Annotated in this window: 11 protein-coding genes and 2 pseudogenes; all 13 read left to right on the top strand. The window is 59.0% G+C overall.

What is annotated here, in order from left to right; genetic code table 11:
• The first annotated feature begins 14 nt into the window (after nucleotides 1–14).
• Entirely contained in the window at nucleotides 15–2,522 is a 2,508-nt protein-coding gene (locus DFO47_RS19895; RefSeq protein ID WP_133832753.1) for a glycoside hydrolase family 2 protein, read from the top strand.
• 26 nt (nucleotides 2,523–2,548) lie between these two features.
• Complete coding sequence (locus DFO47_RS19890; RefSeq protein WP_243835561.1) at nucleotides 2,549–3,580, top strand: LacI family DNA-binding transcriptional regulator; 1,032 nt, start codon at nucleotides 2,549–2,551, stop codon at nucleotides 3,578–3,580.
• A gap of 207 nt (nucleotides 3,581–3,787) precedes the next feature.
• A complete protein-coding gene (locus DFO47_RS19885; RefSeq protein ID WP_166651766.1) occupies nucleotides 3,788–5,137 on the top strand; it encodes an extracellular solute-binding protein in 1,350 nt (449 codons plus the stop codon).
• 62 nt (nucleotides 5,138–5,199) lie between these two features.
• Entirely contained in the window at nucleotides 5,200–6,189 is a 990-nt protein-coding gene (locus DFO47_RS19880; RefSeq protein ID WP_133832751.1) for a sugar ABC transporter permease, read from the top strand.
• Nucleotides 6,190–6,290: 101 nt separating this feature from the next.
• Nucleotides 6,291–7,082 carry a carbohydrate ABC transporter permease gene (locus tag DFO47_RS19875; protein WP_166651765.1) on the top strand — a complete coding sequence of 264 codons (792 nt, stop codon included), beginning with the start codon at nucleotides 6,291–6,293 and terminating at the stop codon, nucleotides 7,080–7,082.
• Between the two features lie 125 nt (nucleotides 7,083–7,207).
• Nucleotides 7,208–8,188 (top strand): acetylxylan esterase, encoded by a 981-nt coding sequence (locus DFO47_RS19870; protein WP_133832749.1) that lies wholly within the window; start codon nucleotides 7,208–7,210, stop codon nucleotides 8,186–8,188.
• A 67-nt stretch (nucleotides 8,189–8,255) separates the two neighbouring features.
• A complete protein-coding gene (locus DFO47_RS19865; RefSeq protein ID WP_166651764.1) occupies nucleotides 8,256–9,407 on the top strand; it encodes a lactonase family protein in 1,152 nt (383 codons plus the stop codon).
• Between the two features lie 129 nt (nucleotides 9,408–9,536).
• Entirely contained in the window at nucleotides 9,537–10,220 is a 684-nt protein-coding gene (locus DFO47_RS19860) for a ThuA domain-containing protein (protein ID WP_133832747.1), read from the top strand.
• Between the two features lie 17 nt (nucleotides 10,221–10,237).
• A complete protein-coding gene (locus DFO47_RS19855) occupies nucleotides 10,238–10,690 on the top strand; it encodes a hypothetical protein (RefSeq protein WP_133832746.1) in 453 nt (150 codons plus the stop codon).
• A 36-nt stretch (nucleotides 10,691–10,726) separates the two neighbouring features.
• The gene (manA, locus tag DFO47_RS19850) at nucleotides 10,727–11,920 is read left to right on the top strand and encodes a mannose-6-phosphate isomerase, class I (RefSeq protein WP_133832745.1); all 1,194 of its coding nucleotides are present in this window, start codon (nucleotides 10,727–10,729) and stop codon (nucleotides 11,918–11,920) included.
• A gap of 26 nt (nucleotides 11,921–11,946) precedes the next feature.
• Nucleotides 11,947–12,087 (top strand): annotated as a pseudogene (locus tag DFO47_RS19845) (6-phosphofructokinase); the annotation flags it as partial.
• Nucleotides 12,088–12,544: 457 nt separating this feature from the next.
• Complete coding sequence (locus DFO47_RS19840; RefSeq protein ID WP_133832744.1) at nucleotides 12,545–13,309, top strand: sugar phosphate isomerase/epimerase; 765 nt, start codon at nucleotides 12,545–12,547, stop codon at nucleotides 13,307–13,309.
• 261 nt (nucleotides 13,310–13,570) lie between these two features.
• Nucleotides 13,571–14,143 (top strand): annotated as a pseudogene (locus tag DFO47_RS19835) (recombinase family protein).
• Nucleotides 14,144–14,173: the final 30 nt, after the last annotated feature.

Raw genomic sequence — 14,173 nt, 5'->3', positions numbered from 1 at the left:
AGAAAGGGCGACTGATGCTAACGACTCAAAAGATTCATGAGGGATGGACGGTCGCGGTGGAGACTGCCGGACGAACCAGCCTGATCCCGGCACAGGCCCGAGCTCTTATCGGCGAGTCCATCCCGGCCGCAGTTCCGGGATCTATCCACACCGATCTTTTGCGGCAGGGAATCATCCCAGATCCGTTCATTGATGCCAACGAATTGGACGTGGCCTGGGTAGGTCGGAGCGACTGGTCATATCAGACCTCCATTCGCTGGGACAGTGAAGAATGCGAACAAATCGACCTGGTGTTCGACGGACTCGATACGGTTGCAGACGTCGTGCTGGACGGAGTTACCGTTGGGCAGACCAGAAACATGCACCGCTCCTACCGATTCGACGTCACCCGGCAGTTGAAGACCGGCGTCCACGACCTCGCCGTGAGATTCACCTCGGCCTACACCGAAGCGGAGAAGTGGCAGGCCGCACTTGGGGACCGTCCGAATGCTTACCCCGAGCCATTCCACTTCATCCGGAAGATGGCGTGCAGTTTCGGGTGGGACTGGGGTCCGACACTGGTCACGGCGGGAATCTGGCGGCCGGCACGTCTTGAAGGGTGGAGCACGGCCCGCATATCCTCCGTACGCCCGCTAACAGACGTGGCCGACGGAGTGGGCACCGTTGATTTCCATGTCGACATCGAGCGCACACATCAAGGTGCCGACCGTTCGATCGACATCGAGGTTACCCTGGAAGGCGGCCCCTCGGGTAGGGCCATTCTCAAAGCCGGTCAGAATTCAACAGTACTCACGCTGACGGTGGAGGACGCACGCGTTTGGCAGCCCCGCGGTTACGGCAGCCAGGAGCTCTACCATGCCTCTGTCCGGATATTGGATGCCGGGACAGGAACAGAGCTCGATATCTGGGGACGCCGCATCGGCTTCCGTCACGTCGAACTCGACCGTGAGATCGATGAAGTAGGGAGCCAGTTCCTCTTCCGGATCAATGGGGTCGGAGTATTCGCAAAAGGTGTGAACTGGATTCCTGACGATATCTTCCCGTCCGAAATGACGCCGGAAAGATACCGCAAGAGACTGGAGCAGGCAGCGGAAGCTAACTGCAACATGGTGCGGGTGTGGGGCGGCGGACTCTATGAAGATGACGCCTTTTACGACGCCTGTGATGAACTCGGACTAATGGTCTGGCAGGACTTTTTATTCGCCTGCGCTTCGTATCCAGAGGAAGAACCTTTTCGAAGCGAGGTGATCGCGGAAGCTCGGGAAAATGTTGCACGCCTCTCCAGTCACCCGAGCCTCGTGATCTGGAACGGAAACAACGAGAACCTGTGGATGCGCAAGTCCTGGTCCTGGGCCGACAAGCCTGGCGGCGAGCTGAGCTGGGGCGAAGGATTCTACTTGGATGTCCTCCCGGAGGTCGTGGCATCCGTGGATCCATCACGTCCGTACACGGAAGGCAGCCCCTGGTCAGGATCGAAGGACCTCGATCCGAATGACCCGGATCACCAGACCTTCCACTCCTGGGGCGTTTGGAACGCAGAAGACTACAGCCACTACCTCGACTCTGCCCCGCGCTTTGTATCCGAATTCGGCTGGCAGGCCCCGCCGACATGGGCGACTCTACGGCGCGCTGTCACTGACAATCCGATCCTGCCCGACTCTCCCGGCGTACTGCATCATCAAAAGGCAGACGACGGAAACGGGAAACTCGCTCGCGGACTGGAACCACACTTTCCCGCGCCGGTCTCCACCAATGCCTGGCATTACCTCACACAGTTGAACCAAGTCCGTGCCATCCGCACCGGCGTTGACCACTGGCGGGCGCACTGGCCACATACAGCAGGCACGATCGTGTGGCAGCTGAACGACCTGTGGCCGGTGACCTCATGGTCTGCCATCGACGGTGACGGCCGGTTCAAGCCCCTGTACCACGCGCTTCGGGAAATGTACGCACAGAGAGTCCTGGCTATTCAGGAGACCGAACACGCTCCCACCCTGACGCTCGTAAACGACTCCCCCGAACCTTGGGAAGGCACAGTCGCGTTCCGGAGGCTGCACGCCGGCGGCACCGTACTCTCCACTGACCACGTGGAGGCCACTGTGGCCCCCTACGCTGTCGGGCATGTTGCGCTACCGGAGGCGCTCACCGAGTTCGGTGATCCGACAACAGAATTCGTGGTCGCTGATCTCGGCGACGCGCGGGCGCTCTGGTTCCCAGTCGAAGACGTGGAGTTCAGGTACCCCGGGGCAGCTCCAGCGATCGAGGTCGTCGAAATTCCAGGCGGCCTTGAGGTCAAGGTTACGGCGGCCGGCCTCGTGCGGGACCTTCTCCTGCAAGCGGACAGGATCGCACCGGACGCGACCGTGGACAGGGGTTTCACGACTTTGCTCCCGGGTGAATCAGTCGTATTTCGGCTCCTCTCCGAGTACCGGCCCGGGAAGGAAGCGCTGGAATTGCCCTACGTCTTGACCCACCTTCAAGAAGTCCTCGCTGAGGCGAGGGTATCGATGGCAATAGAGTGACAAGAGACAAAGCATAGGGAGAACTCGTGGCTGCTCGCATCACGATCAAGGACATAGCCGAACGGGCCGGAGTGTCCATCGGCGCCGTTTCTTTCGCACTGAACGGCCGAAAAGGCGTGTCCGCCGATACGACAGCGCGCGTACTTGCCGTAGCAGAGGAACTCGGATGGGCGCCGAGCAGTGCAGCGCGTTCCCTCACAGAGGCAAAATCGGAGACGTTCGGACTTGTGCTGGCCCGGGACACCTCTGCATTGGGCGTGGAGTCCTTCTTCATGCAGTTCATCGCAGGCATAGAGAGTGAACTTACGAAAAGGTCATATGCTCTCCTGCTCCAGGTGGTGCCGGACATAGCCGCCGAAGTGGAGACCCACCGAAAGTGGCAGGCTTCGCGTAGGGTTGACGGGCTCATAGTCGTGGATCTTCGCAGTGGAGATCCACGACTGACGGCACTCAGCCGCCCGGGTGCACTGCCTGCTGTATTCAGCGCTGACCCATCCATCGCGGGTTCTCTTATGAACGTCTGGACAGACGATGCCTCAGCCATGCGTGAATGCCTAAGCTATCTCGCTGCGATGGGCCATCGGAAAGTAGCCAGGGTCTCCGGGTTTTCGGAACTGGGGCACACCTCTGTCCGGGATGCTGCGTTCCGGGAAGAGTCCAAAAAGCTCGGTTTGCTGAGCGAAGTATTCTCGACGGACTATTCGATACAGGAAGGTGCAAGGGCCACGCGAGCAGTCCTGTCGAAGCCTGACCGTGCCACCGCCATCGTCTATGACAACGACATCATGGCCATGAGCGGCTTGGGGGTTGCCTCCGAAATGGGCCTCTCTGTCCCGACCGACATCTCGCTGGTGGCGTGGGATGACTCCGCCTTGTGCGAATTGACCTACCCTCCGTTGACGGCGGTGAGTCATGACGTTGTCGCATTGGGAGCCCACGTCGCCAGGCGGCTTTTCGACCTCATCGACGGGCGCCCTCCGGGGTCCTACCGCGATTCAGTGCCGACCCTCAAGGTGAGGGGATCGACAGCGCCCCCCAAACGTCCAAAGACGTCTTAGCAAGACACCCGACTATTACCACCAATAAACCCATAATCGTCGTGGCTTAACTAAAGCGCTTAAGTTATGATTGTCACAGATTGTTCGCAAGCGCGCGTACTGGCCCGCGGCGGCCAACTCTTGACGGCCAAAGGCCTCAAGGATTTGGGTGCACGTTCACTGTCCCGAGGGATCCCACAGGACAGCTTTCAGAGAGGAAAGAGAAACTTGTCAATCAGGAAAACGTCATTCAGAGGAAAGCTCAGGGTCGCATCGGCGCTCTGCGGCATCGTCCTAACGGCCGGAACGCTCAGTGCATGCAGTGGCGGCTCGGCGGCTTCGGGCGCCACGGAGGAACTAAACATCCTGCTGCACGACAGCCCCGGTACAACAAAAGCCCTCAAAAACATGACCAAGGAATTCGAGAAGAAGAACCCCTCCGTCAAGGTCAACCTCGATTTTCTTTCCACGAACGACTACCCGGCTGCACGTACAGCCAGGCTGGCCGCAGGGGCCGTTGACATCGTCGAAGGCAACACAACAGTGGCCGGCGTCCCGGATCCCAGCTATGTGAAGAGGGTCAAAGTATCCGACTGGGTAAAGGGAGTCGAGGCTGGCAACTGGGTCGATCTCAGTGATCAGCCGTTCATGAAAAACTTTGACCCGGCGGTTGTGGACACGGTCAAGTTCAAAGGCAAGTCGTACCAGGTAGTTACCAGCCTCAATTACTACACGGGCGTGATGTACAACAAGGACATCTTTGAGAAGCAGGGCCTGGATGTCCCGACTACCTGGAGTGAGTTCGTCGCCGTGATGGACAAACTTAAGGCGGCCGGCATTACCCCGGTGTCCATCGGCGGCAAGGATGGATGGCCTGTTGGCCTCATTCCAATGTCCATCATGCAGGGTACGTACCCCACCCCCGAGCAGAAGACGCAGCTCGACAAGGCACTTTGGGGCGGCGAAACCAAACTCAGCGACCCCAAGCTGGCCGAGGTGATGGAGAAGACAAAGACTATCTTCGATCATGCGGACCCCAACTTCACGGGAATCGACTACGCCACGGCCGAAGGCCAGTTCATTGGTGGACAAGCGGCCATGACGTTTGATGGATCATGGGCGACACAGCAATTTTCCCAGCAGAACCCCGGCCTGAAGTTCGGGTATTTCCCCATGCCTGGCACCGAGCGCGCCGAAGACAATAAGAACCTCGGCGGAAAACTGGACTTCTCGCTGGCGATTCCGACCGCTTCCAAGAACCAGGACGCGGCAATGAAGTGGCTTGCCTTCTTCTCAGACAAAGAGAACTATGCCAAGTTCGCCAACGACAGCGGAATTATCCCGTCACAGCCCAATACGCCGGTCTCCCAGCAGCTGCGGGACGTTCTTGGGCCGGCACTGGACGAGCAGTTCCAGCCCGGCTGGGGCGATGTCTTCCATTCGAACCCGGGCGCAGGCCCCAACGTCGGAGCGATCGGCTTGAACTTCGCCAATCTCGCTCCAATGGGCAAACTCGCAACCGGCAAGGACGCCCAGGAGGCAGCTGAACAGGACTGGACGGCTGCTCTCCCCAAGTAAACCCGTCATTATCCCGGGTGGGCGGCCCACGCCGCCCACCCGGAACCAGCTGAAGGAATGCCATGAGCACCAGCACTACGCTGCGGAAGCAACGCCGCAACAACAAGGTACATCCAACCTCTGACCCTGCAGTGAAGGTCAATCGGCGCCCTGGATCGACCAATATCTTCGGCGGCCCCTGGGCGCCACGAATCGGATTCATACCTGCCTTCGGCTTCATTGCGTTCTTCTCGCTGGTGCCGGCCGTGGCGACGTTAGCCCTCTCTTTCACAGACATCTCCCCCGTACCGGGCATCCCGATCAACTGGGTGGGCTTGGACAACTACTTCGCGTTCTTTTCGCCCACCCTTCAGTCCCAAGCCCTCACGTCTTTTCAGAACACCGTGGTCTTTGCTGTCGCCGTAACGGTGATACAGAACGTACTCGCCCTCCTGGTGGCCATTCTGCTCAACCAAAACTCACGATTTGCCCGTTTCACCCGATCTGTAGTGTTTCTACCGTCGGTTTTGGGCGTCGTTGTAGTGGGCTTGTTGTGGACTTTGTTCTTCAACCCCGTTGGTGGCCCCGCCCAGTCGTTCCTGAAGCTCTTCGGCGCTAATTCCGCCTTCTTCGGCGACCAAAACCTTGCCCTGGGCCTTTGCATCTTTGTCCAAATCTGGATGACGCTCGGCTACGCGGCGCTCATATACACAGCTGGGCTTCAAGCCATCCCTCAAGAACTTTACGAGGCCGCAGCAATCGACGGGGCAAAGGGATGGCAGCGCCTGCGCTTCATCACCGTCCCGATGATTGCTCCCTCAATCACCGCCAACATGCTCATCTCGATCATCGGATCCCTTCAGTCATTCCAGTTGATCTACGTCTTGACCGGGGTGACGAACCAATCCACTTCGGTGCTGTCGCTCTTGCTGTACAAGATCGCGTTCGGCTTGGGCTCACAGCGCCCGGACCAAGGCCTGGCGTCGGCAGTATCGATCATCCAGTTCGTTTTTGTGGGCATCATCGCGCTTCTAGCTTTCGCATATCTTCGCAGAAGGGAAAACCAGCTATGACAACGACTTTGGAGACGAATGAGGTGAAACCACGCCGCCTCCAAACGGAACTCCGGCGAAAAGGAGGATCACCAGCTGGGGACAGCCGCGGGGTTCGCCTAATGATCTTCGTGGGAATTTTGCTGGTCCTGATCGCCTTCGCTTTTCCTCTGCTCTTTGTGCTCAACACGGCGCTAAAGAGCCAGGCCGGCTTCTACCTGGATCCGGCCGGCGTGACCAAGACTTTCGAGCTGAGCAACTTCGCTGAAGCGTGGGATCAGGCCAACTTCGGCCAATATATGTTCAACTCGGTCCTCTATACCCTCACGAGCTCCGTCTTGGGAACGTTCGTGTCCCTGCTGGTGGCTTTCCCCGTAGCGCGGCGGATTATGAAGCACCACAGCATGTGGAACGGCATATTTGTTCTTTCGCTTTTCTTGCCTGTTGCCCTCGTAACCCAGTTTCAGCTCTTGCTCAGGCTGGGACTTTACAACACAGAGATGGGCTATATTCTTCTTCTGGCATCGGCGGTCGGCATCGGACCCCTGTTGCTCGTAAGCTCCCTGCGTTCGGTTCCATTGGAACTTGACGAAGCAGCTGCACTGGACGGGGTTGGCTATTTCCGCTACCTCTTTAGTTTCGTGGTCCCTTTCACGGCGCCCACGCTTGTCACAATTTTCATCCTGCACGCACTCGGCGTATGGAACGAGATCATCCTCGCCACAGTGATATTTAGCGACGACGGTAAGTTCCCGGCCTCGCTCGGGCTGCGCGGCTTCCAGGGTGAATATTCGAGCCAGTGGCCCCTGCTGGCTGCAGCAACCATCATCGTCGGGTTGCCGATCATCATCCTGTACTCGTCACTCCAGCGGTACTTCCAAGCCGGAGCGCTCAGCGGCGCTTTTAAAGGCTGAACGAGAAGTCGGTTCCAGGGACGCGGGTGACCTACCCGGCCTCTCGGAGTACGAGTCCGTGGACCCAGCAGACCAATGAACACGACGAACCCCTGGTGGTTTGACACCACCCAAGAAGGATCAGGATGCCCCGCTTCGATCTATGCCTCGAAGAACTCCGCAGCTACAACCCAACAGTCAGGGAACCAGAGGATTTTGATGCGTTCTGGGCAGCTACGCTGAAAGAGTCACGGTCAGTGGACCGTTCCCCAGTCGTCGTTCCCTACGACGCACTCCTTACTGGGTTTGATGTTTTTGACGTCGAGTTTCCCGGTTTTGCTGGCGACCCTGTGAAGGCCTGGTTTATCGTCCCGGCGGGTACCAGCTCAAAATTGCCAACCATCGTCGAGTTCAACGGGTACGGAGGCGGTCGCGGGCTACCTCAGGAACGCCTGGTATGGCCAGCAGCCGGATATGCCTACTTCTTCATGGACACTCGCGGCCAAGGAAGCGCGTGGGGGTCCGGGGGGGAGACGGCTGACCCCTTTGGAGCTGGGCCTGCATCACCAGGCTTCATGACCAAAGGGATCGAGCATCCCTCCAGCTATTACTACAGGCGAGTTTTCACCGATGCTGTACGAGCCATAGACGCGGTCAGAACTTTCGAACAGGTGGATTCTGAGCGAATCAGCGTGGCCGGGGCCAGCCAGGGCGGCGGAATCGCGCTTGCCGCCGCAGGACTCGCCGAGGGTCTTGTGGCGGTCATGCCCGACGTTCCATTTCTCTGCCATTTTGAACGGGCAGTCGCTATGACCGATGCTGACCCGTACAACGAAATCGTCCGATACCTGAGCGTTCACCGGCACCTGGCAGACCGGGCTTTTCACACGTTGTCGTACTTCGATGGTGTTTCTTTTGCCGCCCGATCTTCAGCCCCCTCATTGTTCTCCGTTGGTCTGCTTGACCCGGTATGTCCGCCCTCCACCGTCTTCGCAGCTCACAACAATTACAAGGCCCCATCCAATATCGAGGTATACCCCTACAACGAACATGAGGGCGGCCAAGCGCATCACTGGAGGAAACAGGCAACCTGGTTAGCCGAGACGCTAGGAAACGTTGCGAGGTGAGCATGCTCCTGGCTTCCTATTCAACAGTCACCAAGCTGGACCTGCGGCGGCCTTACGTGGAGCCCCAGTGAACAGTCACCCGGGTTGGTCGTCATCATCTGGTCTCCAATCCAGCAAAGACACTCCACGAGCGCGACAGAACGCGACTACGCCGGTCCGTCTGCTTATCGGCAGTTATACCGAAACCTCCGTCAGATACAGTCCCGAGTCCGGGATACAGACATCTTGTTTCGACTTGCCAGACGGGTCGTTAGAGCCGGCTGCGACACTGGCTGCTGCGCGGAATCCTTCGTTTCTGGCCCTTGCAGATCAGCTCGGGTGCGTTTACAGCGTCAATGAAACAACCACATTCGAAGGCGGCGCGGGCGGAGGCATCACTGCTTACCGCCTAGAGGCGGGGGCAGAAGGCTTGACCGTTCTGAACTCCCGTCCCTCACATGGCGAATTACCCTGCCACCTGGCTGTAAGTCCTTCAGAACGTCATCTTGTCGCCACCAACTATCAGGACGGCGTTGTCTCCGTCTATCCAATTCGTCCCGACGGATCGCTGGGCGAATCCTCATCAGTCGTTCGACATGCAGGCACAGGCTCTGATCCAGACCGCCAAGCCAGCCCCCACCCACACATGGCACTTTTCGACCCCAAGACCGGGGACTTACTGGTCCCGGATCTCGGAGCGGATGCAGTGTTCGTTTACAGCCTGGGACACGACGGCATCCTGCGAGAACGGGCCGACCGGATAATTCAGCTGCCTGCCGGCAGCGGTCCCCGCCACGCAGTCTTCAGCCCGGATGAGGACATACTCTTCATCAACAACGAGCTAACAAGCACTGTTGCGGTCGCCGAACGATCATCAACGGGATTCCGCATAATAGGCCGCTGCTCAACCCTTCCCGAAGGATTCGACAAAAGCAACTACACCGCAGCCATCAAGGTTGCAGCCTCCGGAAAATTCGTGCTGGTCACGAACAGGGGGATGGATAGCATCGCTGTTCTCAAATTTGATAGGCAATCAAAATCCCTGACCCTCCTTGGTACAGAACCAACAGGGGGCAGAGAGCCCCGTGATCTCGCCGTGTCGCCAGACGGGCGGCACGTGGTCGTGGCAAATCAGGATGACGACGAACTAGCTTCCTTCGCGTTCGACACTCTTTCCGGCCGCCTCACCCAGATTTCAAGATGTTCGGCAGAAACACCCACCTGCGTGGCCTTCGTCTAGTGGACGCAACGACCTTCGCTCATTCCCGGCCTGACTGCGTGTTGGCCGGTAGAGACCCAGCATCAGCCACTTGCATCAGACCCCGTTTACGCACATCGTGCAGTAGCCAAACTTCAAGGAGTAATTGAGATGAGGACCGCCCTTCTGTTCTCGGGTGAAGGACGTTACGCCGACGCCTGGCACCCATTCACGGACACGACAGAAAAGCTGGTTGGGATACTTGCCTCTCAAGGCCATGACGTGACCGTAACGGGGGACATCGAGCCGGCCCTTTCAAATTTGGCCACGGATGACCTCCTGCCGGACCTTGTAGTCTTCAATATCGGGTTGCCACGCGACGGAAAACCGTCCCCCCACTCCTATGGTGCCGCCGCTGGTATCCAGCGAATCCTCTGGTCCAAGGTTCCCGTTCTGGCTATGCACTCAAGCTCAACCAGCTTTACCGATTCCCCTGAATGGGAAGAGGTGCTCGGAGGCAGGTGGATACGCGATGTGTCCATGCACCCCGATTATGGAAATGCGACTATTCAAGTCAAGGCCAACGAGCATCCCATAACGCTCAATAGCCGCGACTTTGAACTTCAGGACGAAAGATACGCCTACCTCAGGTTCTCCCCACGTGTAAGCGTCCTCGCCGCCCATGAGCACGACAGCGTGGAACACCCAACTATGTGGGCCTTCACCCGCGTTTCAGGAGGGAAGACTGTCTACGATGCACTCGGCCATGACAGCAATTCATATCAATCAGAGGCCCATACTCGCCTCATCCGGTCAGCGCTCAGGTGGCTACATCCCATTCAGGAAGCCGGCTGAATCATACGAAGAAGACCATGACACACCACTTCACCGCAGAGCTCAGAGCAGGCGGAAAGTACCGGGCACTTAACAACGGGTGGCACCTACGCCTCATAGATGGACCGGCGCCCCTCGGTATCGCTGGGCGGCTCATACCGACCCTCATCCCCGGTTCAATCGCTCTGGACCTTGCCACAGCGGGTATCCTTCCTGGCCGCCAGGCAGAGGCGACACCGGAATGGATCGCAGACTGTTTGTGGGAGTACAGCCTCGACTTCCCCTTTCGGAAGGTCACCGTCTCGCCTACCGAACTCGTTACCAGCGCCCACGGAGCAGTAGTTGAAGTGCACATCAACGGGCACGCCCTGGGCAAGGTGGAACACCCTGACAACGGGCTGTGGGATATCGGATCCCGCCTGTTTCACGGCCTAAACAACCTCAAAATCTCAACCCAGCCCACCCTTGACCCGCTGCTTCAGACGACATAACTTCACGCCCACCCGTCGAAAGAGAAAACGATCAACATGTACCGACTGACAGGAACAAGGCGCTCTTACGACTGGGGATCCGCGACGGCGATGTTCGAGTTCCTCGACACCACCCCCGACGGAGCCCCCTTCGCGGAGCTCTGGCTAGGTGCCCACCCCACAGGTCCTGCCACAGCCCAAACACCCGGCGGGCCTGAACCGCTGGACCACGTCATCTCCACTGACACGGAACAAACTCTCGGAAAAGATGTCTCCGCTAGATTCGGGCAACTTCCCTACCTCGTTAAGCTCCTCGCACCCGCACGCCCCCTCTCCATGCAAGTCCACCCAAACCGCCATATGGCGGCAGCCGGATACCGTGACGAAGAACGCCGCGGGGTGCTCTTGACTGATCCCACGCGCAGCTTCAAAGACGAACACAATAAACCCGAAATGGTTTATGCCGTCACCCACTTTGAAGGGCTAGTGGGATTCCGGGACCGGGAGGAAGTTTCGTTTCTGCTCCACACAATCGCCGGACCTCTTGACCCAGCCCGAAACGCGCTCCAACAGGAACCCGGCGAACAAGGCCTACGCTCTGCCCTGGAACTGATGCTGAACCTCGACACCCCGCAGGTAGTTGAGATCCTCCAAACTGCCGGACACCTGGCAGGCTCACACCCGGAACCGCTTATCCGCTCCGCCTGCGCCACCATGGAGGAGTTGTCACAGCTGTACCCCGGCGACATCGGCGCGATAATCTCGCTGATGCTCAACAGGGTCAAACTGCAACCCGGGCAACTCGTCTTCCTCGCCGACGGTGTCCCCCATGCCTACTTGGGCGGTTTCGGCCTGGAGGTGATGGGAAACTCAGACAACGTCCTTCGACTAGGCCTGACGACCAAACACATCGACGTCGCGTCCATGCTCAAGGCACTGGACTTCACCGCCTCCGGATTCACGGTCGAGACAGCCCCCAGCGACCAGATCACCCACATCTTCGAACCCCCAACCCCGGAATACGCACTCAGTATCACCCACCCCCACCTAGCCCCCGGTGGGACAACCGAACTTCCCGGCCACGGCCCCCGGGTACTCGTATGCCTCAGTGGACAGGTCACGGTGCAAACCACAGCGGGTAACAACGAGAAGCTTTCCCGGGGCCAAGCCCTGTTCGTACCGGCCACCGAAAAAGCAATACGGGTCGGCGGTTGCGGCTCAATGGCCCAAACATTCGTCCCCGAAAACTAGTTCCAGGATCTGGAAGGGACAACCCGATGAAAATTGGAATCCTTACCAGCGATGGTGACTGTCCCGTTCTGAGCGCAGTCATCAGCGGCGCCGTACCGCAAGGCATCGCCATCGACGGCGACGAATTCGTCTGGCTCTTCGACGGCTGGCGCCGCGTGGTGGAGGGCGGGTGTCACCACTTACTTATGGAATCAACACGTCTTCTCATCAACCCACTAATTCGAGGAACGCATGTCAGAAAGCAACGTGTCCGCTGCCCTTGATACACCCAGCGCTCTTCAGAGTGCATCCTGGCATCCCGTTGATGACTGGTCCATACTCACCGGGCATGACGTCGAGATCTATATCGGTGGAAAGGTCGTAGACCGCGGGCGCGTGGATGACGTTATGGCGGACGGGTCCATTCTTTGGTTGAAGCACGAAGGAGCAACAAGCCGACGAATCATAGAAAACGCGCTAGGGACCTATGTCCGTCTCAGCGCATCTTGCACACTCGCCGGCCCGCAACAGAGGTCAAGATGAAGGTCCAAAGCCAGTCCGGACAGAGTGGTAGTTCCTGCTGCTTCCCACTGCGTTCCAGTAATGTTCACGCCCCATCCCAATATCACCCTTATAAGGAGCTCCATGTCGTATTCTCTCCAGCTCTATACCCTCCGGCACGCAATCGCGGAGGACCTGCCCGGCACCATCAGGAAGGTTGCCGGGATCGGCTTCACCCAGGTTGAGCCGTACAACTTCGTGGCCACAGCCAAGGAACTGGCCGCGGCCCTGAAAGAGAACGGCCTCACAGCCCCGTCCGGGCACGCGCCGCTGCTGAGCCAGGACCAGGATGAAATCTTCGCCGCCGCCAGGGAACTGGGTATCACCACCGTCATCGACCCCTACCTTCCGGCAGAGTACTGGCATAACCCCGAGGATATCCGGGCCACCGCGGAGAAGCTCAACGCCGCCGCGAAGAAGGGTGCCGGCTACGGCATCCGCGTGGGATACCACAACCATGACTGGGAACTGGAGTCCAGCATCGAGGGCCGGACCGCGCTGGAGTTCTTCGCCTCCCTGCTGGACCCGGAGCTGGTGCTGGAGGTCGATACCTACTGGGTGGCCGTCGGCGGACAGGACCCGGTGGAGATTCTCACCAGACTGGGTGACCGAGTGAAGTTCATCCACATCAAGGACGGCAACCTGACCACGGACACGAAGGCCCAGCAGCCCGCCGGCCAAGGCAAGGTCCCGGTCCTGGACGTCATCGCAGCGGCGAAATCCCTCGAGGTGGGCGTGGTGGAATTCGACGACTACTCCGGCGACATTTTCGACGGCATCGCCCAGTCTCTGACCTACCTGAACAACAACGCCAGGAACAACAACGACACCGAGGGAACCTCAGCTTGAACACCCCAACGCAGCATCCGCGCCGTCTTCCCGCAAGGGACCGGTCGGCGCCGGCAACATCACCAAGCAGCACTTCCCCGAAGACTGGGTCCCGGACACCGCAACCCTCTAGCGAAGAAGGAATATACCGAGGCCAGTTGTAGTACACCCCAACCTGACATCGTCGATTCTGGTGTCTTGACGTTCTTTTGGGAAAGCCCCACCACTCCAGCTGACAGTGTTGGTTTTGAGGCGGCGGTGGGCGGACGGCGGATCGGGTAAGTGTGGGTGAGCACTTTGGACCAGAACGAGAAACGCCGGCTCGAAGGGGTGGCTCTGGACCAGGTTTTCACGGACAAGGCGTCCGGCCGGGACACGGGCGGGGCGCAAGCTGGCAGAGCTGCTGGGCTTCGCCAGTGACGGGACACTGTCGTGGTGCACAGCATGGACCGGCTCACCCGCAACCTAAATGACCTGCGCGCCCTCGTCCAACACCTGACCCATAAAGGAGTGCGGGTGCAGTTCGTCAAGAGAGTCTGGTCTTCACCCTGAAGGACTCCCCCCATGACCAACCTCATGCTCTCCGTCATGGGGGCCTTTGCGGAATTTTAGCGGTCCCTGATCAGGGAGCGGCAGCGTGAAGGCGTCGCCCTGGGCAAGCAGCGAGGGGCCTACCGCGGACGGAAGAAAATACTTACGCCGGAACGGGCCGCCGAGCTGGTGCAGCGTGCGGCCTGTGAGATCCCCAAATCCGTCTTAGCCAATGACTACGGCATCAGCCGCGAAACTGTATACCAGTACCTGCGCCAGGCCACGCCGGCATGGCGCATTCTCCCCTACCGGCGCAGCCGCTAACGCCGTGGCTGGAACAGCAGGTCGGCTAGA

This window comes from Arthrobacter sp. AG258, assembly GCF_004364695.1.
In the GTDB taxonomy this organism is placed as follows: domain Bacteria; phylum Actinomycetota; class Actinomycetes; order Actinomycetales; family Micrococcaceae; genus Arthrobacter.
This window is presented reverse-complemented; position numbering and strand designations above follow the sequence as displayed.